This window comes from Caulobacter sp. GW821-FHT12A07 (assembly GCF_058807655.1).
This window is the reverse complement of record NZ_JBXAQX010000007.1, coordinates 32,446-55,156: the sequence shown is the minus strand read 5'-3', so window position 1 is coordinate 55,156 and position 22,711 is coordinate 32,446. Positions and strand designations below refer to the sequence as shown.

Genomic DNA, 22,711 nt, shown 5'->3' with positions numbered 1-22,711 from the left:
GAACAATGCAGCTATAACCGGATACTTGGCCAGCCCGCGATTTTGTCACTTCAACCGCCGTACATTTTGTCAGGCCGGACATAGGTCGGGAAAGAACGGCGTTCACCCCTGGGTCCCAGAACATCGCATTTTGGGAAGAACCCATGGCCCTCGAAGGCGCCCGAAAAAACTCAGCCCTGGTCGCGGCGGTCGTCGCCATGGCCCTGACCGCGGGCCTGGCCGCCTGCGGAGGCGGCGGCGGCTCCAGTTCCAGCAGCTCCAGCAGCAGTTCCTCGTCGAGCAGCTCGTCCAGCAGCAGCAGCTCGAGCAGCTCCAGTTCCAGCAGCACGGCCTCGACGTCCTGCTCGGAGAGCACCCAAGGCGCACAGCTGGTCTGCCTGGCCAATGTGTTCCGGGCCACGCTCAGCAGCAGCCAGCTCAGTTCGGTCAGCTACAGCCTGACCTCGTCCAACGCGACCGACCACTGGTCGAACCTGCCGGTCGGCTCGGTCAGCCGCCTGGGCTTGGCGCTCAGCGCGCTCAGCACCGACCAGAAGACCGCCGCCGAGGCCCTGATCGCCGCGGCCCTGACCACCCAGGGCCAGTCGACCATGACCGGCCTGCGCGCCGCCGACGGATACCTCGCCACCGCCGCCAGCGGCTACGGCCAGAACCTCTACTACGTCGCCTTCCTCGGCACGCCCTCGACCTCCAGCCCGTGGATCCTGGAGTTCTCCGGCCACCACTACACCTTCATGGCCAGCGTCACCGGCGACTATGTCAGCATGACCCCCAACTTCGTCGGGGTGGAGCCGCTGTCGTTCACCTACGGCGGCACGGCCTACACGCCGATGCAGACCCGGCACGATACCCTGGCGGCGATGCTCAGCGGCCTGTCGTCCACCCAGCTGGCCTCGGCCAAGCTGTCCCAGGCCTATGACGACGTGCTGGTCGGCCCGCAGGAGGACGGCGACTTCCCCTCGACCCAGTCGGGGCTGGCGGTCTCGAGCCTGAGCTCGACCCAGCAGGCGCTGGTGAAGGCGGCGATCAACGCCTACGCCGCCGACGCCAACGGCACGGGCCAGGCCGACGCCTACACGACCGACACGGCCCTGGCCTCGACCTACATCTCGTGGGCGTCCTACTCGGACCTATCGACCAAGGGCTCCTACGTCCGCATCGACGGCCCGCGCGTCTGGATCGAACTCAGCGTCCAGAGCGGCGTCGTGTTCAGCGCCAACCACTACCACAGCATCTGGCGCGACAAGACGGCGGACTATGGCGGCAACTTCACGTTCTGAGGCAGCCCGTCCAATGACTAACGCCGCCTCTCCCCCCACTCCCGTCATTCCCGCCCTTGTGGCGGGAACCCCTCTGTCAGCCGCAAGGGCGGATGGGGCGGACCGCCGGTGGTCCGCTGGCGCTTCACCTGCGAGCGGAACCAGGGTTTCCCGCCACTTGGCCTGCCCTCGGGCCAGCCTTCGGCTGGTCCCGGGGGGCGGGAATGACGGGAGGAAGGGAGTGCGCTCTTTCCCCCGTCTCGCGGCATGGATGGCTGTTCTCACGATAGCCCTCCTGACCACGGGCTTGGCCATCGCCCACCCGATGGCCAAGTCCTTCGTCCAGATCCGCGTGCTCGACCACGCCTGGCGGCTGCATCTGCGGCTGCCGGCCGACCGGCTGGAGGTCGCCTTCCTCCAGGCCGGGCTGGTTCCCAAGCCGCTCGGCGACGGACGCCCCACCCTGACGGCGGCGGGCGTGGCGGCCTACGTCCAGGACCGCGTCCAGCCGCGCTCGCCAAATGGCGCGGCCTGGGGCGTGCAGGTGCTCAGCGTCGACGAGGTCCCCTTCCCCACCGACGAATGGACGGTAGAGGTCGACCTGACCCCGCCGCCCGGCCCGGCGCCGGACTCCCTGATGCTGGACTACGAGGTCATCGTCCGCGAGATCGCCACCCACTCGGCGGTGCTGACCCTGGAGCAGGACTGGGCGCGCAACGTGCTGCCGCACAAGCCGCGCCTCTTGGGAACGCTGCGAGCCGAGACCCGGCAGATCCGCATCGACCGCGTCCAGGGCTCGCCCTGGCCGGCCTGGACCAGCATGGTCGTCATGGGCGCGCGCCACATCCTGGAGGGCGCAGACCACCTGCTGTTCCTGGTCACCCTGATCCTGACCGCGCCGCTGGTCGCCGAGAACGGCCGCTGGCGGCCGGTCGGCGACGCCCGCAAGGCGCTGTGGGCCACCTTCGCCCGGGTCAGCGCCTTCACGGTCGGCCACTCGATCTCGCTGCTGGGCGCGGCCCTAGGCTGGCTGCCGCCGGGCGGCAAGGTCGTCGAGGCGCTGATCGCCCTGTCGGTGGGGATCTCGGCCCTGCACGCCCTGCGGCCGATCTTCCCCCGGCGCGAAGCCTGGATCGCCGGCGGCTTCGGCCTCGTCCACGGCCTGGCCTTCGCCGAGACGCTGAGCGCGCTGCAGCTCTCGACCGGCCAGCTGGTGGCGGCGACGCTGGGCTTCAATCTGGGGATCGAGCTGGTGCAGCTGCTGATCGTCGCGGCGGTGGCGCCGGTGGTGTTCGTGCTCAGGCGCAAGGCGGCGGGCGTGTGGACCCGCTGGGCGCTGGGGGCCGGCGCGCTCGTGGCGTCGATGGTGTGGCTTTACGCGCGGCTGGCGTAGACCTGCCCCCGCCCTCTCCAAAACTCCCGTCATTCCCGCCCTTGTGGCGGGAAACCCTCTGTCAGCCGCAAGGGCGGATGGGGCGGACTGCTGAGCAGTCCGCTTGCACCTCACCTGCGAGCGGAACCAGGGGTTCCCGCCACAAGGGCGGGAATGACGGGAGTTAAGAGGATACCGTCTTACGCCGCCGCCCCCCGCGCCCTAGCCAGCGGGTCGTAGTTCAGGATCGGCGACAGCCAGCGCTCGGTCGTGGCCAGGTCCCAGCCCTTGCGGCGGGCGTAGTCCTCGACCTGGTCGAAGTCGATCTTGCCGACCCCGAAATAGTGGCTCTGCGGATGGCTGAAATAGAGGCCCGACACGGCCGCGCCCGGGCTCATGGCGAAGCTCTCGGTCAGGGCCATGCCGGTGGCGGCCTCGGCGTCGAGCAGGCGGAACAGCGTGCCCTTCTCGGTGTGGTCGGGCTGGGCCGGATAGCCGGGGGCCGGACGGATGCCCTGGTACTTCTCGGCGATCAGGCGATCGGCGTCGAAGCCCTCTTCCGGCGCATAGCCCCAGAGCTCTACTCGAGCCTTGTGGTGCAGCCACTCGGCGAAGGCTTCGGCCAGGCGGTCGGCCAGCGCCGAGGCCATGATCGCCGAGTAGTCGTCGCCGGCGTCCTTGAATTTCTTGACGATCTCATCCTCGCCGTGACCAGCGGTCACCGCGAAGCCGCCGACATAGTCGGCCGGGCCGCCCACGGGCGCGACAAAGTCCGACAGGGCCAGGTTGGCCTTGCCTTCGCCCGGTCCCTTGTCGATCTGCTGGCGCAGGGTGTGCAGGCGGGCGATCTCGACCGTGCGGGTCTCGTCGCTGTACAGCACCACGTCGTCCTCGACCGCCTGGGCCGGCCAGAAGCCGATCACGCCCTTGGCCCCGAACCACTTCTCGGCGATCACCTTGTCGAGCATCACGCGGGCGTCGCGATAGAGGTCGCGGGCGGCCTCGCCGACCACGTCGTCGTCCAGGATCTGCGGATAGCGGCCGATCAGCTCCCAGCTGGCGAAGAACGGCGACCAGTCGATGAACGGCTCCAGCTCGGCCAGGCTCGGCTCGAACACCCGCGTACCGGTGAACAGCGGCTTGGGCGGCGCATAGCCCTTCCAGTCGATGGCGTACTTGCGCTTGCGGGCCTCGCCGATGGCGGTGCGGGCCTTGACCGTCTGGCCGCGCGCGTACTGCTCGCGCACCTTGACGTACTCGGCGCGGGTCTCGCCGATGATCCGGTCGCGCTCGCTTTCCGACAGCAGGCCCGAGACCACGCCGACCGCCCGGCTGGCGTCGACGACATAGGTGGTCGGGCCCCGCCGATAGGCCGGCTCGATCTTCACCGCCGTGTGGGTGCGGCTGGTGGTGGCCCCGCCGATCAGCAGCGGGATGTTGAAGCCCTGGCGCTCCATCTCGGCGGCCACGAACACCATCTCGTCCAGCGACGGGGTGATCAGGCCCGACAGGCCGATCATGTCGACCTGGTGCTTTTTCGCTTCGTCGAGGATGCGGTCGGCCGGGACCATCACGCCCAGGTCGATGACCTCGTAGTTGTTACACTGCAGCACGACGCCGACGATGTTCTTGCCGATGTCGTGGACGTCGCCCTTGACGGTGGCCATCAGCACCTTGCCGGCCGCCTTGCGGACCTGGCCTTCCTTCTCGGCCTCCATGAACGGCATCAGCCAGGCAACGGCCTGCTTCATCACGCGGGCCGACTTGACCACCTGCGGCAGGAACATCTTGCCCGCGCCGAACAGGTCGCCGACGACGTTCATGCCGTCCATCAGCGGGCCTTCGATGACGTGCAGCGGACGCTCGGCGGCCAGGCGCGCCTCCTCGGTGTCGGCCTCGATGAACTCGGTGACGCCGTTGACCAGGGCGTGGGTGATGCGCTCGCCCACCGTGCCCTCGCGCCAGGCCAGATTGACCTGCTGGGCCGCGCCCTTCTCGCCCTTGTAGCGCGGGGCCATGTCGACCAGGCGCTCGGTGTTGCTCTGCACCGGATCGCGCTGCGGACGGTTGAGGATCACGTCCTCGACGGCTTCGCGCAGCACCGGGTCGATGTCGTCATAGACCGGCAGGTCGCCGGCATTGACGATGCCCATGTCCATGCCGGCGTTGATGGCGTGGTACAGGAACACCGAGTGGATCGCCCGGCGCACCGGCTCGTTGCCGCGGAAGCTGAACGACACGTTCGACACCCCGCCCGAGATCCGGGCCCAGGGGCAGCGGTTCTTGATCTCGCGCGTGCCCTCGATGAAGTCGACGGCGTAGTTGTCGTGCTCCTCGATCCCCGTCGCCACGGCGAAGATGTTGGGGTCGAAGATGATGTCCTCGGGCGGGAAACCCACCTTGTCGACCAGGATACGGTAGGCCTTCTCGCAGATCTCGATCTTGCGGGCGGCGGTGTCGGCCTGGCCGACCTCGTCGAAGGCCATGACCACCACGGCCGCGCCGTAGCGCAGGCACAGCTTGGCCTGGTCGATGAACTTGGCCTCGCCTTCCTTCATCGAGATCGAATTGACGATCGCCTTGCCCTGCACGCACTTCAGGCCGGCCTCGATCACCTCCCACTTGGAGCTGTCGATCATCACCGGCACGCGGGCGATGTCGGGCTCGGCCGCCATCAGGTTCAGGAAGGTGACCATCGCCTGCTCGCTGTCGAGCAGGCCTTCGTCCATGTTGACGTCGATGACCTGGGCGCCGGCTTCCACCTGCTGGCGGGCGACCGACAGGGCCTCGCTGAAATTGCCCTCGACGATCAGCTTCTTGAACTTGGCCGAGCCGGTGACGTTGGTGCGCTCGCCGATGTTGACGAAGACAGGTCTCATTGGGATGCGCTCAGAATAGCTTGCAGGCCGGCGATGTGGGTCAGCCAGCCGTCGTGACCGTCGCCTTCCTGCCAGAGTTCGTCGAGTTCGGAGGCCGGGCCGACCACGCGGGCCAGGGCGGCCTTGGCCAGGCGAGCCGCGCCTTCCGGCGGCGCGCCCAGTTCCGCCTTCAGGCCCTGATGGTCGGCCGGCAGCAGCGCGGCTTCGCTCAAGGCGGCGGCGACCACCGCGGCGGCGGCCACGGCCATCTCGGCCTCGGGCGCTTCCAGATAGCCGGCGGCCTTGGTCACGTGGTCGAGGATCAGCACCACCGCGCGCCAGTCGGGCGCTTCGGCCAGATCGGCGATGAAGTCGGCGGCTTCGTCGTTTTCGAAGGGTCCGGTGTCCCAGGCCATGATCAGGCCGCCGTCGCGGCTTGCTTGGCGCGCGCCTCGGCCAGGACCAGCTGCCCCTGGAGGAAGTCGGCGACCTCGATCCCCTGCGCCTTCAGCGCCTTGGGATAAAGCGACGAGGCGGTCAGGCCCGGCAGGGTGTTGGTCTCCAGATAGACGAGGCCGTGCTCGGAAACGATGAAGTCCGAGCGCGAATAGCCCCGGCAGCCCAGGGCCTTGTGAGCCTTCAGCGCCTGGTCCTGCAGGGCCGCGTTGATCTCCGGCGCGAAGGTGGCCGGGCAGATTTCCTCGGTGTCCTTGGCCAGGTACTTGGACTTGTAGTCGAACTTGCCGGCCGACGGACGGATCTCCACCGGCGGCAGGGCGATCAGTTCGCCGCTGGCCAGTTCCAGCACGCCGCAGGTCGATTCCAGCCCCTGGACGAAGGGTTCGATGACATAGGCCTGCTCGGTCGCCGCCTTCAGGGCCGCGTCCAGGTCCGCCGGCGTATCGACGAAGATCAGGCCGTAGCTGGAGCCGTCCTCGGACGGCTTGGCGATCAGGCGGCCGTACTTGGCCAGCGCCGCCTGTGCGTCCTCCGAAGCGATGTTCTGGGGAACCGAGACGCCGGCCTTCTCGACCACGTCCTTCGCGCGCGTCTTGCTGAACGCCAGCCAGCTGGCGTGCGAGCCCGAGCCGGTGAAGGCCACGCCGCGCGCCTCGCACAGCTTCTGCAGGCCGCCATCCTCGGCGAAGCCGCCGTGCAGGCTGAGCAGCAGGGCGCGGTCCTCGCGGGCGGCGACGCCCAGGGCCGTCTCGATGTCGCCGATCGGCGCGCCTTCGGTCGGCAGGTCCAGCTCGAACGGACGGTCATGGCCCAGCAGAACGGCCTGGCTGGCCGGATAGACCTGGCCGTCCGGCGCCCAGAACCACAGGTCGGCGTCCGGCAGCTGCCGGGTCAGGCTCTGGGCGCTGGCCACGGCCACGAGGCGCTCGCGGCTGGGGCCGCCGAAGAGGATGGTGGTGCGCATCAGACTCGTACTCGATCAAGCCAGTTCGAAGGGTTCGAGGCCCGACAGGCGCATGGCCTTCGGGCGCTCGGGAATGGCGCGGGGGGCGACGCCGCGCACCTCGTCGGCCACGTGGCGGATGTGGTCGGGGGTGGTGCCGCAGCAGCCGCCCAGGATGTTGACCAGACCGTCCTTGGCCCATTCGTGCAGGGCGTGGCCGGTCTCGTGCGGCTCCTCGTCGTACTCGCCCATGGCGTTGGGCAGGCCGGCGTTGGGATAGGCTGCGACCAGGGTGTCGGCGATGCGGGCCATCTCGGCGATGTGCGGGCGCATCAGATCAGCCCCCAGGGCGCAGTTGAAGCCGACGGCGAACGGCTTGGCGTGCTTGATCGAGTTCCAGAACGCCTCGGCCGTCTGGCCCGACAGGGTGCGGCCCGAGCGGTCGGTGATGGTGCCGCTGATCCAGATCGGCAGCTCCTCGTGGCCCTCGTCGCGCCAGTCGAGGATCGCCTTGATGGCGGCCTTGCAGTTCAGGGTGTCGGTGATGGTCTCGATCAGGAACAGGTCGACCCCGCCCTGGTAGAGGGCGTCCACCTGCTGGCGATAGGCCTGGTAGACTTGGTCGAAGGTCACCTTGCGCGCGCCCGGGTCGTTCACGTCCGACGACATCGACAGCATGACGTTCAGCGGCCCGATCGAGCCGGCGATGAACTTCGGACGGTCGGGGTTTTCGGCGTTCCAGCGGTCGGCGACCTGGCGGCCGATCTTCGCGCCTTCCAGGTTGATGTCCCACACGTCCTGTTCGCCGAGGCGATAGTCGGCCTGGGCGATGGTGGTGCCCGAGAAGGTGTTGGTCTCGGAGATGTCGGCGCCGGCCGCGAAATAGGCGTCGTGAAGCTCGGCCACGAGATCCGGCCGGGTCAGGCACAGGATGTCGTTGTTGCCCTTCATCTGGCCGTCGAAGTCGGCGAAGCGCTCGGCGCGATAGTCGGCCTCGCTCAGCTTCTTCTTCTGGAACATCACGCCCCAGGAGCCGTCGAGAATGAGGATGCGCTCCTTGGCGGCGGCCTTCAGGGCCGCGACGCGGTTGGCGCGGATGGTCAGGTCGGTCATTTCGCGGCTCCTTGCTGGCGCGCGAGTTCCTTGTTGAACGCCGTCTCGGAGGCGTTGACGAACCGGCCCAGCTCGGTCGGGTCGATGAAGGCGTCGGCGTCGCCGCGCAGTTGCTTCTGGCGCTTGGCCAGCAGGCCGCCCTGCTCTTCGTGGCTGGGCAGCATGACGTCGGTCGGCAGCGCCCGCATGGTCGCGAAGCTGGCCCGATAGTCGGCGACGATGGTCTTGTGGGTCTTGTTGCCGACCAGCACGTTGCCGGCCACCGACAGCGAGCACGGGAAGGTCACGTTCAGCGGCCGGTCCTTTTCGACCACCTGCATCGTCCAGGTGGTGCAGCCGACGGTGTGGCCGGGCGTCAGGTGGGCGACCAGGGTGGTCCCGCCCATCTTCAGCTTGGTCTCGTCGCCGAACGCCTTGTCGACCTTCACGGCCGGGAATTGGGTGAGGCCGTTGGCGTTGTCGCCGAAGTGCTGGCCCTTCTCCAGGGCCGGCTTGTCGGCGCGCGAGGCCCAGACCTTGGCGCCGGTGTCGGCCTTCAGTTGGGCGAGGCCCCCGGCGTGGTCGAAGTGGGCGTGGGTGTTGATCAGCACCTTCACGTCGGTGAGCTTGAAGCCCAGCGACTGGATGTTGCGCTCGATCAGCTTGCCGCCCTCGGCCGACGGGCCGCCGTCAAGCACCACATGGCCTTCCGGCGAGGTGATCAGCCAGGCCGACAGCCCCTCGGAGCCGACGTAATAGATGTTGCCCACCACCCGGTAGGGCCGGTTCGGCTTGGTCCAGGAGGCGTTGTCCTGCGCGCCGGCCGGGGAAAGGCCGGCCAGCCCAAGGGCCAGGGCGAGGGTCAGGATCCGCTTCATGCCGCGGCCTCCGCCGCCGGGGCCGGCGCGGTCTCGCGCACGCCCAGCACGCGGCAGATGGCGTAGACCAGGTCCGCCCGGTTCAGGGTGTAGAAGTGGAAGTCGTTGAAGCCCTGCTCCTGCAGCTTGGCGCACATCTCGGCGGCCACCGAGCAGGCGATCAGGCGGCGGGTCTCGGGATCCTCGTCCAGCCCGTCGAACAGGTTGGCCAGCCACGACGGCACCGAGGTCTGGCAGGCCACCGACATCTTCTTCAGGCCGTTGAAGTTGGTCACCGGCATGATCCCCGGCACGATCGGGATCGTGATCCCGGCGGCGCGAGCCTTGTCGACGAAGCGCAGGAAGGCGTCGATGTCGAAGAAGAACTGGCTGATGCCCAGGGTCGCGCCGGCGTCGACCTTGGCCTTCAGCACCTCGATGTCGTGGTCGAGCGAGGGGCTCTCGGGGTGCTTCTCGGGATAGACCCCGACCAGCACCTCGAACGGCGCGATGCCGCGCAGGGCCGCCGTCAGTTCGGTGGCGTTCTTGTAGCCGTCCTCGCGGGGCACGTAGACGCCGCCGATGCCGCCCTCGCCGGGAGGCGGATCACCGCGCAGTGACACGATGTGGCGCACGCCGATGTCCCAGTAGTCGTGGATCACCTCGTCGACCTCGGCGCGGCTGGCGCCGACGCAGGTCAGGTGGGCGGCCGGCTTCAGGCTGGTCTCGTCGAGGATGCGCTTGACGGTGCGGTGGGTGCGCTCGCGGGTCGAGCCGCCGGCGCCGTAGGTCACCGACACGAAGGCCGGATCCAGCGGGGCCAGGCGGGTGATCGCCTCCCACAGGCTGGCTTCCATCTTTTCGGTCTTGGGCGGGAAGAACTCGAACGAGACGCGCGGACGCACGGCGCCGACGGGACGCTCGCCGGCGCGGGCGACGGGACCGATGACGCGGCGGGTGGGCGGCAGGGTCATGCGGCGGTCCTTTCGGCGAGCGCTTGCGCCGGGCGGCGGGCGGTCCAGATCTTCACGGTGAGCCCCTCGGCCGTGGTCGGCGGCAGGGCGATATTGACTTCCGGGACCAGGCCGCCGGCGACGATCCAGGGCTGGATCTCGTCGTCGGCGAAGCCGAGACGGCGGTGCTGGTGGGCCTCGCGCAGGAACTCGTGGTCGTGCGGGGCGAAGTCGGCGATCAGCAGCAGGCCGCCGGGCGCGACCAGGCGCGCGGCCTCGCCCACGGCGGCGGCGGGATCGCCCAGATAGTGCAGCACCTGGTGGACGGTGACGAGGTCGGCGCAACCGCCCGGCAGGCCGGTGTCGAAGATGTCGCCGTGGCGCAGCTCGCAGGCCGTCAGCCCGGCCTTGGCCACCTCGTCGCGGGCGATGTTCAGCATCTGCTGCGACAGGTCCAGGCCCAGGGCGTTGACCACCCGCTTGCCCAGCAGGGTGAGCATGCGGCCAGCGCCCGCGCCCAGGTCGACCATCTCGTCGAACGGCCCTTCGCCGATCGCTCGCAGGATGGCCGCCTCGACCTCCTGCTCGTCGACATAGAGCGAGCGGATCTCGTTCCAGCGCGCGGCGTTGCGGGCGAAATAGGCCTGGGCGCCGGCCGAGCGTTCGGCGCGCACCGCGGCCAGCTTGCTGGAGTCGGCCTGGATGACGGCGTCGTCGCGGTCGATCAGCCCCAGGGCCGAAGCGACCACCGCCCCGCCGCCCGACGTTCCCGCCAGGCGATAGAAGACCCAGGCGCCGTCGGGAAAGCGTTCGACCAGCCCGGCCTCGGCCAGAAGCTTCAGATGGCGGGAGACGCGCGGCTGGCTCTGGTCGAGGATCCGGCACAGTTCGAGCACCGAAAGCTCGTCCGCCGCCAGCAGCGCGAGGATGCGCAGACGGGTGCTTTCGCCCGCCGCGCGCAAAACGTCGACAACCTGTTCGCTCGATAGCGCCATAGGGATATAAAGATATCTTTATGTCCGATTTGGCAAGCGATTTCTAAGCTGAGAGACCGTCCTTAGCCCGCCGCACGGAGATCAAAAAGCCCCGCCAGCTCTCCAAACGTACGGCGCAGGGGATAAATCTTCCCCTGCCCGCCCCGCGCCTATTCGGCCGGCTGCCACAGCTCGATCTTCAAGCCTTCAGGATCGACCAGCCAGGCGAACTTGCCGTAGCCCTCGTCCTGGCGGCCGGTCGGTTCGACGCCCGCCGCGGCGGCCTTGGCCAGCACGCCCTCCAGGTCGTCGACGACGAAGTTGACCATGAACGGCGCGGCCGACGGCTCGAAATAGCGGGTGTCGGCGGGGAACGGCGACCAATTGCCGGTGAACGGCTTCTTCGAAGGCTCGAACACCGCACCGCCCCAGTCCTCGATCTTGAAGCCGAGCACCCGCGCGTACCAGTCGGCCAGCGCCTTGGGATCGCTCGCCTTGAAGAACACGCCGCCCAGACCGAGCACCTTGGCCATGACTTCCCCTCCACCCGCGAAAAGCAGAGGAGAACTACATCACGCCGCCACCGGGCTCGCCAGGGGCTCGCCGAGGAAGTAGCGGCGCAGGTTCTCCAGGGTCAGGTTGACCATGGCCGGAATGCTGTCGAGCGTCGCGCCGGCCATGTGCGGCGTCAGCACCGTGTGGGGCACGTCGGCCCAGCGGGCCGGCGAGGTCGGCTCCTGCTCGAAGACGTCGAGGGCGGCCATGCCCAGGCGGCCGGCCTTCAGGGCCTCGACCAGGGCGTCCTCGTCGACCAGCGACCCGCGCGAGACGTTGACCAGCAAGCCCTGCGGACCCAGGGCGTCGATAACCCCGGCGTTGATCAGGTGGCGGTTGGACACGTCGGGCCGGGCGCAGACCACCAGGATGTCGCTGTCGCGGGCCAGGGCCAGCAGGTTGTCGGCGCGCGGCCACTCGGTCTCCTTGGGGCGCGGACCCCACCAGGCGACCTTGACGTCGAAGGCGGCCAGGCGGCGGGCGACGGCCTCGCCGATATGGCCCAGGCCCACGATCCCGGCCTTGCGGCCGCGCAGGCCGTGGCGCGCGCCCATGCGGTCCATCGAGCTCCAGCGGCCGCTGCGCACCCGCCGGTCGCCCTCGGCGATCCCGCGCCAGGCGCCCAGCAGCAGGCCCAGGGCGTGGTCGGCCACGTCGCCGGCGTTGAGGCCGACCGAGTGGGTCACCGCCAGCCCGTGGGCCCGGCACCAGGGCACGTCGACGCCGTCATAGCCGGCGCTGACGCAGGCGATCAGGCCCAGGCGCGGCATTTCCGACAGCAGGTCGCGCGGCAGCACCATCTCGCCGGCGTGGACGATGGCCTGCACCTTCCCGCCCGGCCCTTCAAGAAAGTCCAGGCGATCAGGATAGTCCCACAGGCGGTGCACCTCGTAGGCGCCCTCCAGCAGCGGCTGCATCGGCAGCAGCATCTCGTGCGAAAGAACGATGTGGGGCTTTACGACAGGGTTTTGCGGCATTGGCGGCGGCTCCGGTCCCGGCGCGCGGCGGAAGGTCTCCGTCGCCGATCCGCGGGACGATCATCTCCAAAGGACAAGCTACTCTTCTGGCGGCCGGGCGCCAGCACGTAGCGCGCGACGCACGAATATCTGAAGTCGTCCGGCGGCGGCTTGCGCGAACGCCTCGCCCCGGCCGGACTGCCGCAGACAACCCGCCGCGCCGACCACCGGTTCCCGCACCGCAACAGGCAATGCCAAGCTGTGAACGCCTTGAGCGCGAACGGGTTTTATTCCTTGGCGCCGAGCACGGCGCCTTAGGGAGAGCTCCCCATGTTGACGAAAACCCTGCTGGCGGGCGCAGCGCTCGCCATGATCGTCTCCGGCGCGGCCGTCGCCAATCCGAAGATCAAGGCCAGCGCCGCCGTGGCCGCGCCCAAGCAGCCGATCCCCTACAGCCAGCTCGACGCCTATACCAAGGCCTCGCCCAAGCAGCGCGCGACCAAGGACTGGTGGGCCGGCGAGGCGGCCACCGGCATGCAGGCCGACACCTCGGCGACCATGCCGCCGGCGTCCCCGGCCAATTCGATGAACGGCTCGATGTCCGGTGACGCCGCGGCCAGCACTCAGGTCAATCCACCCATGACCGACGCCCCGGCCTCGATGCCGACCACGCCGCCGACCAACAGCACGCCGCCCGACGACATGGCCCCGCAACCCGGCTCGAACCTGCCCGGAACCGACCCGAACATGCCGCCGAAAGAGCCGAAGTAGACAGGCGACCAAGGCGCAACTAAAGCGCGACTATTCGCTTTACCATGAGCCCCCTCTGCCCCTATCGTGAAGAGGCAGGGGGGTCTGCATATGCAACTTCGTCGCGAGCTCGCGGCATGTTTCGTCGTGGCCGTCATCGTGACGGCGATCGCGGCGATCATCGCCGTGCTCGATCCCATGGGTCTGGACGAGGCGTCCGACCGGCATAGCGCCGGCGTGGTCGGGCGCATGACGGCGCCGTTCTACGGCGGCGAGCCCGACGCGCCGCCCCATCGCCCCACGGTGGTTCTCGTCAGCGACGCCACCCTGCAGGAGATGGCCACGCCCTGGCCTCCCCCGCGCGGCTTCTACAGCGATCTCGTCCGCACCCTGGCCGCCGAACGGCCCTCGGCGATCTTCCTCGACTACATGCTGGTGTCCGAGTTCGGCGAGCCCAGCGAGCGCCAGGCCTTCATCCAGACCGTCGGCGAGGTGACCCGGGTCGCCGACTGGCCCAAGGGCGCCGACTGCCGCTCGACCCCGCTCCACAAGCTGAAATGCATCGTCCAGGCCGGCGGCGTGCCGGTGATCCTCGGCAAGCAGTTTCCGCCCGACCAGTGCGGCCCGATCACCGGCAGGACCATGTCCATGGACATGATCGCCCAGGACGGCGTGGCCCTGCTGGCGCCGCTGGGCTGGCCCGACCTGCCGGACGCCTACCGGCCCGTCCTGACCCGCCAGGACTATGCGGCCGCCATGAACGACGCCTATGGCGACAAGCGGGACCCGGCCAAGAACAAGCAGGCCACGGCGCTGATGGCGTCCTGCAAGGCCCTGCGCACGATCGAGGTCCCAGGCGACGCCACGAGGCCGGGCTTCGCCTGGCACGGCGGCGCGCAATACGACCTCTCCCCGGCGATGGCCGCCTACGCCGTCGACTGCCTGCGCGGGCCGGCCAGGCCGGATGACGGCAAGACCCTGTGCGCGGCCCTGCGGGCGCTGCCGACCGAAGGGCCGGCGTTTCGCGAGACGCTGGACAGGCTCGGCCTTCCTGCGGAGAAAGCCTCGGTCATCTGGGGATCGCGCCCCGATCCGAAAAAGCTGGCGCTCGACCAGAAGATCTACGCCGTCAGCGACGAAGAAAAGGACTGCGACAAGGAAACCCGCTCGCCGCTGCGGCTGCTCTCCGTCGGCTTCGTCCAGCTGAGTTCGGCGATCGGCGAACACGAGGCCGCCACCAAGGTCGCCTGCCCCTACGCGCCCACCTTCGACTACGCCGTGCTGCGCGACGAGCTGACCGGCCCGCGCGCCGGCGAGGTTCGCGGCTACCTTGCGGGCCGCACGGTGATGGTGGGCGCCGCGCAGTCGGGCAACAACGACTGGATCAGCAACGTCGTCCACGGCCGCCAGCCCGGCGTGCAGTTCCACGCCATGGCCTACGACAACCTGGTCCGCCTGGGGCCGAACCTGCAGCGGCCGCCGCCTCCCGTCTTCGAGGACGGCCTGCTCGGCGACCTCAACCTCGACTGGGGCGAGGTGCTGGAGTTCGCCTGCGCCTTTTCGATCGCCTTCCTGGTGGAGCACACCCGGCGGCGCGTCGAAGCCGAAGGCGTTCGCCGCCGCGACGTCCTTCGCAAGATCGCCGGCCTCTTCCTGATGAGCTGCGTCGTGCTGACCACGGCGGTGATCTTCACCCAGACGCGACACTGGGAGCCGGTCAACATCGTGGGGCTGTTCGGCTTCACCATCATGGACGGCGTGATCAGCTTCTGGAGCATCGAGGGCTTCAGCTGGAGCGCCATCCTCTGCCGCGACGCCGTCGTCGTCGCCTGGCGAAACGGCGTCCGGAAGGCGCGCGCCCTGCTGCGCCGCCGCCCCGCTTCCCCGCCCCCTCCCCGAGCCACCGAGAACGAGGCGTCCTCATCATGAACCGTCCGATCGCGTCCGCGGCGTTCTGCGCCGCCCTGCTCCTGCCCGCAGCCGCCCCGGCGCTCGCCGCCGACGGCGATGTCCCGGTCGCCTTCAGCACCGGCAGCGTGACCCTGCACGCCGACCCCGACTGCTTCGCCACCAAGCAGACGGTCGCGGCCGGCAAGCTGCCGCCGCTGACCCGGGATCCGGCGGTCCCCGCCAGCGGCGGCTGCCTGACCCTCAAGGACGCCTCGGGGGTTCGCTACTACGTGCTGGAAGCCGCGCTCTCGGCCCGCAAGGGGCCGTGCCAGAGCGGGCTGCGCATGGCCGAGCGGCCCAAGGCCACGGCCACGGCCGGGTCGCAGGGGGCGGCATGCAACAACTGACCCCGCGCCTGCGCGCCGTCCTGGCGCTCGCTATGGGGCTGAGCCTGGGCGCCCCGGCGAGCGACGTCATGGCCCAGGCCCGCAAGTCGCCCGCCGCCAAGCCCCCGGCGAAAGCCGCAGCCGCCCCCAAACCGCCGCCCCCGCCGCCGCAACCGCCCGCCCCGCCGCCCCAGCCGGGCCTGGTGGCGGTCTGCAGCGGCGAGGCGCTGAAGGCCCCGCCTCCCGCCAAGGGCGGCGTGCGCGGCATGATCGGCGGCGGACTGGCGCGGATCGGCTCCACCACGATCGACCGGTTCTCGATCAGCGGCCGCGACGGTGTCTTCCTGTGCTCGCCAGGCCAGGCCGCGCAGGCGACCGAGCGGGCGGCCCGGCCCGAGCCCGCCCCGGCCGCCACGAAAACGACGACGCCCGGCGGCGGACCAGCCGTGCTGTCGCTGTCGGCCCAGGCCGACGTGCGCGGCGACATGCGCCCCACCCTCTTCCAGATGAACCAGACCCAGGCGCGCCTCCAGGCCATGGTCGATCGCCTCGCCAAGGCCTGGCCCTATCCGAACGCGCCGCGTCCCCGGGTGCTGATCAGCGCCAACCTCGCCTACAACGCCGAGGCGCGGCCGGACAACACGCTCACCGTCTGGCTGGGCGTGTTCGAAGGAACCACGCCCGGAACCCTGACCGACCAGCTGACCGACAACGACCTCTACTGGCTGCTGGGCCACGAATACGCCCACCTGGCTCTGGGCCACAGCCGTCGCGACGAGGCCGCCGAGGGCCAGCGCAAGCTGCTGCAGAGCATGACCTCGCTCTACCAGCGCGGCGCGGTGCTGGAGGCCAACATGCGCTACGCCGAGCCCGGCGTGAACGCCGACATGCGCGAACGGATCGAGGATTCCAAGGAGGCCCACCGCCGGCTGCGCTTCCTGGTCGACAAGATCGCCATGCCGTTCTGGGGCCGGATGCTCGAGGACGAGGCCGACGCCGCGGGCTACGACGTCGCCGCCCTGGCCGGCTACCAGCCGCGCTGGAGCTACTCCACGACCCAGTTCGCGCTGGGCGAAAAGGCGATGGACGACCGCGTAGACGCCGTCAAATCGGGGCTCAGCAAGAAGGCCTCCGCCCTGCTGGCCGATCCGCAGTACCAGGCCGCGCTCAACCAGGGTCAGTTCAGCGCCGCGGCCAACACCATGGGCGAAGCCCTGAAGAAAAGCCTGATCGAGGAGGCCAAGAGCCAGGCCATCGACTGGATGAGCCGCGACCACCGCTCGGCCAAGGCCCGCTCGGAGGGCATGGAACGCTATCGCCAGGCCGCCTACGACAGGGCCCAGATCACCCCCGCCAGCGGCAAGATCGTCGCCGAGACCACCGGCCTGATGGGCCTGACCGAACTGGCCGAGGCGGTGCGCGCCGCCCGCGCCGCCAGCAACGCCGAGAACGCCCTCGACCCGGTGCAGGGCGAGGATCCGCAGGTCTCGTACGCCAAGGCCGCGAGCGAGATCCAGATCGCCCTGAACACGCCCTTCAAACGCGAGGCCTATATCCGGCTGGTCGCCGCGCGGGTGGCCCTGGCCCAGAACCGGCCGGGCGACGCGGTCAACCACCTGGAGGCCGCCCGCTCCTCGCCGAACGTGTCGCCCGACGCCTATCGCGAACTGGCCAGGCTGTACGCCAAGCGCGGCGCCCTCGCCCAGGCCCAGACGATCGTGACGGAAGGCCGTAGCAAGACCGGCGACTACGACTACTTCCTGCCCGAGGACGTCCGCATCCTGGTGCGCGGGCACAAGTTCAAGGAGGCGGGGCCGGTCATCGGCAAATGCCGCGCCAGCCAGCGCGAGCAGATCATCCTCGACTGCCTGGACGCGCTGAGCGACCTGGATCAGAGCAAGCTGACCGAGCAGCAGAAGCAGCAGTTCCACGACCTGGCCTACTGGGGCGCGACGCCCAAGACGGCCAAGGACGACCAGTCGGTCTCGCCGTTCGACCTGCGCTCGCTGCTCAAGCCCGCCAGCAAATAAGAAAAAGCCCGCCGGACCATCCGGTCCGGCGGGCTTCGATCTCGAGGCGTTCCTCCCGCCTTAGCGGGCGAACTTCTGGAACTTGATCCGCTTGGGGATCAGGCTGTCGGCGCCCAGGCGGCGCTTCTTGTCTTCCTCGTACATCTCGAAGTTGCCTTCGAACCATTCGACGTGGCTGTCGCCCTCGAAGGCCAGGATGTGGGTCGCCAGGCGGTCCAGGAACCAGCGATCGTGGCTGATGACCACGGCGCAGCCCGCGAACTCTTCCAGCGCCTCTTCCAGGGCCTGCAGGGTTTCGATGTCCAGGTCGTTGGTCGGTTCGTCGAGCAGCAGCAGGTTGCCGCCGGTAGCCAGGGTCTTGGCCAGGTGGACGCGGTTGCGCTCACCGCCCGACAGCAGGCCGACCTTCTTCTGCTGGTCGCCGCCCTTGAAGTTGAAGCTGCCGACATAGGCGCGGGAATTGATCTCGCGCTTGCCGACCACCATCACGTCGGTGCCGCCGCTGATTTCCTGCCAGATGGTCTTGTTCGGATCCAGCGCGTCGCGCGACTGGTCGACATAGGACAGCTTCACCGTCTCGCCGACCTTCACGGTGCCGGCGTCGGGCTGTTCGCGGCCGGTGATCAGCTTGAACAGGGTCGACTTGCCGGCGCCGTTCGGGCCGATGACGCCGACGATGCCGTTCGGCGGCAGGCGGAACGACAGGTCCTTGAACAGCACCTTGTCGCCGTATTCCTTTTCCAGGCCCTCGACTTCCAGCACCAGGTTGCCCAGGCGCGGGCCGGGCGGGATCTGGATGTGGGCCTGGGTCTGGGCGGCGCGGGCGTTTTCCTGCGCGGCGACCATTTCGTCATAGCTCGCCAGGCGGGCCTTCGACTTGGACTGACGGGCCTTGGGCGAGGACCGGACCCATTCCAGTTCGCGGGTGAGCGCGCGCTGGCGGGCTTCGGATTCCGACTGCTCCTGGACGACGCGCTTCTGCTTCTGCTCCAGCCAGCCGGAGTAGTTGCCCTCGTAGGGGATGCCCTTGCCGCGATCCAGTTCCAGGGTCCACTTGGTCACCTGATCCAGGAAGTAGCGATCGTGGGTCACCAGGATGACGCAGCCCGGGAAGTCTTCCAGGTGGTGCTGCAGCCAGGCCACCGACTCTGCGTCCAGGTGGTTGGTCGGTTCGTCGAGCAGCAGCATGTCGGGCTTGCTGAGCAGCAGGCGGGCCAGCGCGATGCGGCGCTTTTCACCGCCCGACAGGCTTTCGATGTTGCTGTCGTTGGGCGGGCAGCGCAGGGCGTCGATCGCCATCTCGATCTTGGAATCGATGTCCCACAGATCCTTGGCGTCGATGATCTCCTGGAGCTTGGTCATCTCCTCCATCAGCTCGTCGGTGTATTCCTCACCGAGCTGAACCGCGAGGGCGTTGTATTTGTCGAAGACGTGCTTGTCTTCGCAGTCGGCGATGACGTTGCCCCAGACGTCCTTGGTCGGGTCCAGCACCGGCTCCTGCGGGAGATAGCCGCGCTTGATGCCGTCGGCGGCCTTGGCCTCGCCCGAGAATTCCTTGTCGAGGCCGGCCATCACCTTCAGCAGGGTGGACTTACCCGAGCCGTTGACGCCCACGACGCCGATCTTGGCGTCGGAGTAGAACGACAGCCAGATGTTCTCGAAGACCTTCTTGCCACCGGGATAGGCCTTGGTCAGGCCCTGCATCTGGAAAATGTATTGCTGCGCCATGAGGGGCTTTTCGTCTCTCGGGTCGGGGTGCGGGGGTCGGGCGCTCAAATAGCGGTTGGGGGCGGTTTGCGCAATCGCGGCCCCTTCACGCATTCGTCGCCAGACTGTCGGCGAGACGACAAATAACCGTCGCGGCGGTGTCGTCGATCAACGTTAGGCGAGCCCCCTAGACGCGCCCTGGGCGATCTCCCCGCCCGGCGCACCAGGGGATAGAAAATGAAATCCGCTCTTCTGCTGAGCGCCGCCTTCGGCGCCCTCCTGCTGGCCGCTCCCGCCCTGGCCGCCGAAACGCCCGCCGAACCCGCGCCGGCCGCGGCTGACGCCGCCACCGAGGTCGACGCCGTCATCGTCATCGGCCAGGGCCAGAGCCGCCAGGTCCAGACCGTCAACGACGCCGCCCTGGCCCTGGAAGCCTCCGGCTCCAGCCCGCTGAAGGCGATCGCCAAGCTGCCCGGCGTGTCTTTCCAGTCGGCCGACGCCTTCGGCGCCTACGAATGGTCGACCCGCATCTCGATCCGCGGCTTCAACCAGAACCAGCTGGGCTTCACCCTCGACGGCGTGCCGCTGGGCGACATGAGCTACGGCAACCACAACGGCCTGCACATCAGCCGCGCCGTCGCCAGCGAGAACATCGGCAAGGTCGAACTGGCTCAGGGCGCCGGCGCGCTGGGCGTCGCCTCGACCTCGAACCTGGGCGGCACGCTGCAGTTCTTCTCGCGCGATCCGTCCGAGACGCTCGGCGGCCAGCTGAACCTCACCGGCGGCTCCGAGGCCATGCACCGGGTGTTCGGCCGCTTCGAGACCGGCGCCATCGAGCAACTGGGCGGTCTGCGCGCCTACGTCTCGATCGCCGACCAGAAGAGCGACAAGTGGAAGGGCGGCGGCGAGCAGAAGCAGCGCCAATACGACGCCAAGGCCGTGCTGCCGATCGGCGAAGGCGAACTGACCGGCTTCTACCACCGCTCGGAACGCCGCGAGCAGGACTACCAGGACATGTCGTTCGAGATGATCAAGCGTCTCGGCCGCGACTGGGACAACACCCAGCCCAACTGGGCCCTGGCGATCGCCGCCGCCCGCGCCTACCAGACCGGAACCGCCCTGCCCTCGCCCTTCACCTCGGTCGACGACGCCTACTACGCCGGCGCCGGCATCCGTGACGACGATCTCTACGGGGCCAGCCTCAGCCTGCCCTTCGGCGACCGCGTGAAGTTCGACGCCACCGCCTACCAGCACAAGAACCAGGGCCAGGGTCTTTGGTACACGCCGTACCTGGCCAGCCCCGGCTTCGGCACGACCGGTTCGAACGCCGCCCCGCTGTCGATCCGCACCACCGAATACGACATCGACCGCGGCGGCCTGACCGCCGGCCTGTCGGTCGAACTGGGCGCCCACACCATCAGCGGCGGCTTCTGGACGGAAACCAACCACTTCAACCAGGCCCGCCGGTTCTATGCCGAGACCGCCTCGGCCCCGTCGCGCGATCCGCTGGACTTCCAGGCCAACCCGTTCGCCACCCAGTGGCAGTACCGCTTCGAGACCAAGACCCTGACCGGCCACATCGAAGACAGCTGGACCGTCACCGAGGCCCTGAAGGTCAACTTCGGCTTCAAGGCGGTGAAGGTCGAAAACAGCGTCGAGACGGTGGTCGGCAGCGCGCTGGCGGGCAAGATCGAGAGCAAGGACACGTTCCTGCCGCAGATCGGCTTCGTCTACGACCTGGGCAGCGGCCTGGAGTTCTTCGGCGGCTACACCGAGAACATGGCCGCCTACGTCTCGGCGGCGACGGCCGGCCCGTTCGCCTCGCAGAGCCAGACGGTCGTCGACTACGTCGCCAAGACCCTGAACCCGGAAAGCTCCCGGACCTTCGAAGCCGGCGCCCGCTATCACCGGGGTCCGTTCCAGGGCGTGGTCGCGGTCTATGACGTCAACTTCGAGGACCGCCTGCTCAGCGCCTCGACGGCCTCGCCGATCCTGGGCCTGCCGGCCGTTCTGTCGAACGTCGGCTCGGTGAAGACCCAAGGCCTGGAACTGGCCGGCGAATACCGCGTCAGCGACGCCTGGTCGGTCTACGCCGCCTACACCCACAACAAGTCGGAATACCAGGACGACGTCATCAACGGCAGCGGCGCCGTCGTCGCCCACACCGCGGGCAAGACCGTGGTCGATACGCCCGAGAACATCTTCAAGGGCGAGGTGAAGTTCGAGCAGGCCGGCTTCTACGCCAAGCTCGGCGTCAGCTACACCGGCGAGCGCTACTACACCTACGAGAACATCGGCGGGAAGGTCGACAGCGCCACCGTGGCCGACCTCACCCTCGGCTACAGCTTCGACGGCGAGGGCTGGACCAAGGGCCTCGAGATCCAGGCCAACATCACCAACCTGTTCGACGAGGACTACATCTCGACCGTCGGCTCGGGCGGCTTCGTCAACAACGACACCGCCGGCACGGCCATGACCCTGCTGCCGGGCGCGCCCCGCCAGGGCTTCGTGACGATCAAGAAGGCGTTCTAAGCCCGCCTTCAAACTGAAGAACGCGCGGCCGGGAGGCGACTCCCGGCCGCGTTTTCGTTCTCAGCCCTCGGGTGATCAGCCCCTGAACCGCATGGCGACGTCGCAGCGCTCGTAGCGCGAACCGAACAGGGCCATCACCTCGGCGTCGTGCTCGAAGCCCAGCTTCTCGTAGAGGTGCACGGCAGGCCCGCACTTGGTGTTGGTCAGCAGGTAGAGCTTCTCGCTCGCCCCCATCGCCTTCGCCCGCTTGATCGCCTCGGCCAGCAGGAACTCGCCGACCTTGCGGCCCCGCGCCGACTTCGACACGCCCATCTTGGTCAGCTCGAACCAACCGTCCTTGGCCTTCATCAGCGCGCAGGTCCCGACCACGCCCAGGTCGGGCGTCTGCGCGAACAGGATCGCCCCGCCCTTGTCGATGATCCGCTCACGCGGGTTGGACAGCAGGTCGACGTCGTTGGCCTCCAGGGCGAACATCTCCTCGATCCATTCGGCGTTGATGCGATGGAACGGCTCGGCCAGCTCGTCGGAGAAGTCGCGCACGCTCATCGACGGGGCCAGGGTGCGGTCGGCCAAGGTGCGATCGACGAGCGAGCGGCGGTCCAGTTCGGCTTCGATGTCGGCGATGGCGTCCATCAACTGCTGATGCCGCCCGCCGCACAGCGAGATCGCGGCGGCCTCGACCCGGGGCCAGAGGTCGTTTTCCAGCTTGTCCATCAAGGCCTCGCCGGCGGGGCTCAGCGACAGCAGCTTGTGGCGCTGGTCGCGCCCTTCCCTGCTGGCCTCGACCAGCCCCTGCTCGATCAGCGCCTGGAGGGCGCGCGTGGCGGTGGGCTGGCTGATGCGCAGGTGCTGGGCGATGGCCCCGACCGTGCGCGGCCCCTCGCGGCGCAGCACCGCCAGCAGCGGCTGCTGGGCCGGCTGAACCGGCAGGTCCATGGCCTGCAGGATCGCCCCGGCCTCGGTCTGCAACCGGTCGCCCAGGCGCTTGAGGCGACTTCCCAGGAACGTCACGCCAAGGTCGGAGAGGGTGTCGGAGGTCATCAGCGCCATCCTGCAGAATTATATATAGCAAGCTATATATCTAGCTATACGCATCACGGTCAAGACGACGCCAGAAGCGCTAGCTCGGCCCGGCGGC

18 protein-coding genes are annotated in these 22,711 nt (G+C 68.9%); 7 read left to right on the top strand and 11 right to left on the bottom strand.

Annotated elements, in window-relative coordinates; translation table 11 throughout:
- Nucleotides 1-143: 143 nt before the first annotated feature.
- Together AC1RRS_RS15450 and AC1RRS_RS15445 are read left to right on the top strand one after the other, a co-directional pair.
- Nucleotides 144-1,280 carry a DUF3500 domain-containing protein gene (locus AC1RRS_RS15450; protein WP_492855906.1) on the top strand — a complete coding sequence of 379 codons (1,137 nt, stop codon included), beginning with the start codon at nt 144-146 and terminating at the stop codon, nt 1,278-1,280.
- Between the two features lie 250 nt (nt 1,281-1,530).
- On the top strand, nt 1,531-2,652 hold the full coding sequence (locus AC1RRS_RS15445) for a HupE/UreJ family protein (protein ID WP_492855905.1): 1,122 nt from the start codon (nt 1,531-1,533) through the stop codon (nt 2,650-2,652).
- A 179-nt stretch (nt 2,653-2,831) separates the two neighbouring features.
- On the opposite strand, the gene metH is transcribed toward AC1RRS_RS15445, so the two are convergent.
- From metH to AC1RRS_RS15400, 9 genes are all read right to left on the bottom strand, one after another.
- Complete coding sequence (gene metH, locus AC1RRS_RS15440; protein WP_492855904.1) at nt 2,832-5,510, bottom strand: methionine synthase; 2,679 nt, start codon at nt 5,508-5,510, stop codon at nt 2,832-2,834.
- Nucleotides 5,507-5,905 (bottom strand): DUF4259 domain-containing protein, encoded by a 399-nt coding sequence (locus AC1RRS_RS15435; protein WP_492855903.1) that lies wholly within the window; start codon nt 5,903-5,905, stop codon nt 5,507-5,509. Before AC1RRS_RS15435 ends, metH begins: the two co-directional genes overlap by 4 nt.
- 2 nt (nt 5,906-5,907) lie before the next feature.
- Complete coding sequence (locus AC1RRS_RS15430) at nt 5,908-6,912, bottom strand: D-alanine--D-alanine ligase family protein (protein WP_492855902.1); 1,005 nt, start codon at nt 6,910-6,912, stop codon at nt 5,908-5,910.
- A 15-nt stretch (nt 6,913-6,927) separates the two neighbouring features.
- Nucleotides 6,928-8,004 (bottom strand): homocysteine S-methyltransferase family protein, encoded by a 1,077-nt coding sequence (locus AC1RRS_RS15425; protein ID WP_492855901.1) that lies wholly within the window; start codon nt 8,002-8,004, stop codon nt 6,928-6,930.
- Complete coding sequence (blaCAU, locus tag AC1RRS_RS15420; protein WP_492855900.1) at nt 8,001-8,861, bottom strand: CAU/MBL1b family subclass B3 metallo-beta-lactamase; 861 nt, start codon at nt 8,859-8,861, stop codon at nt 8,001-8,003. The genes AC1RRS_RS15425 and blaCAU overlap by 4 nt, the downstream gene beginning before the upstream one ends.
- Nucleotides 8,858-9,814 (bottom strand): methylenetetrahydrofolate reductase [NAD(P)H], encoded by a 957-nt coding sequence (gene metF, locus AC1RRS_RS15415; RefSeq protein WP_492855899.1) that lies wholly within the window; start codon nt 9,812-9,814, stop codon nt 8,858-8,860. Before metF ends, blaCAU begins: the two co-directional genes overlap by 4 nt.
- On the bottom strand, nt 9,811-10,788 hold the full coding sequence (locus AC1RRS_RS15410) for an ArsR/SmtB family transcription factor (protein WP_492855898.1): 978 nt from the start codon (nt 10,786-10,788) through the stop codon (nt 9,811-9,813). Before AC1RRS_RS15410 ends, metF begins: the two co-directional genes overlap by 4 nt.
- A 149-nt stretch (nt 10,789-10,937) precedes the next feature.
- Complete coding sequence (locus AC1RRS_RS15405; protein WP_110120994.1) at nt 10,938-11,300, bottom strand: VOC family protein; 363 nt, start codon at nt 11,298-11,300, stop codon at nt 10,938-10,940.
- A 39-nt stretch (nt 11,301-11,339) separates the two neighbouring features.
- Nucleotides 11,340-12,299, bottom strand: coding sequence for a 2-hydroxyacid dehydrogenase (locus AC1RRS_RS15400; RefSeq protein WP_492855897.1), 960 nt, complete (start codon nt 12,297-12,299; stop codon nt 11,340-11,342).
- Nucleotides 12,300-12,608: 309 nt separating this feature from the next.
- Here AC1RRS_RS15400 and AC1RRS_RS15395 point away from each other — a divergent pair, with 309 nt between their 5' ends.
- The 4 genes from AC1RRS_RS15395 to AC1RRS_RS15380 all read left to right on the top strand — a co-directional run bounded on the left by AC1RRS_RS15395 (nt 12,609) and on the right by AC1RRS_RS15380 (nt 17,334).
- Nucleotides 12,609-13,049, top strand: coding sequence for a hypothetical protein (locus tag AC1RRS_RS15395; RefSeq protein ID WP_487288425.1), 441 nt, complete (start codon nt 12,609-12,611; stop codon nt 13,047-13,049).
- Nucleotides 13,050-13,139: 90 nt separating this feature from the next.
- The gene (locus AC1RRS_RS15390; RefSeq protein ID WP_492855896.1) at nt 13,140-14,957 is read left to right on the top strand and encodes a hypothetical protein; all 1,818 of its coding nucleotides are present in this window, start codon (nt 13,140-13,142) and stop codon (nt 14,955-14,957) included.
- Nucleotides 14,954-15,325, top strand: a complete 372-nt coding sequence (locus AC1RRS_RS15385; RefSeq protein WP_492855895.1) for a hypothetical protein — start codon at nt 14,954-14,956, stop codon at nt 15,323-15,325. Before AC1RRS_RS15390 ends, AC1RRS_RS15385 begins: the two co-directional genes overlap by 4 nt.
- Nucleotides 15,313-17,334, top strand: a complete 2,022-nt coding sequence (locus AC1RRS_RS15380; RefSeq protein WP_492855894.1) for a M48 family metalloprotease — start codon at nt 15,313-15,315, stop codon at nt 17,332-17,334. Before AC1RRS_RS15385 ends, AC1RRS_RS15380 begins: the two co-directional genes overlap by 13 nt.
- Before the next feature lie 60 nt (nt 17,335-17,394).
- On the opposite strand, the gene ettA is transcribed toward AC1RRS_RS15380, so the two are convergent.
- Nucleotides 17,395-19,062, bottom strand: a complete 1,668-nt coding sequence (gene ettA / locus AC1RRS_RS15375) for an energy-dependent translational throttle protein EttA (RefSeq protein ID WP_487291734.1) — start codon at nt 19,060-19,062, stop codon at nt 17,395-17,397.
- Nucleotides 19,063-19,278: 216 nt separating this feature from the next.
- On the opposite strand from ettA, the gene AC1RRS_RS15370 reads away from it, so the two are divergent.
- Complete coding sequence (locus tag AC1RRS_RS15370) at nt 19,279-21,573, top strand: TonB-dependent receptor (protein ID WP_492855893.1); 2,295 nt, start codon at nt 19,279-19,281, stop codon at nt 21,571-21,573.
- Between the two features lie 75 nt (nt 21,574-21,648).
- Here the strand turns inward: AC1RRS_RS15370 and AC1RRS_RS15365 are convergent, their stop codons facing one another.
- A complete protein-coding gene (locus AC1RRS_RS15365; RefSeq protein ID WP_492855892.1) occupies nt 21,649-22,614 on the bottom strand; it encodes a bifunctional helix-turn-helix transcriptional regulator/GNAT family N-acetyltransferase in 966 nt (321 codons plus the stop codon).
- Between the last annotated feature and the right edge of the window lie 97 nt (nt 22,615-22,711).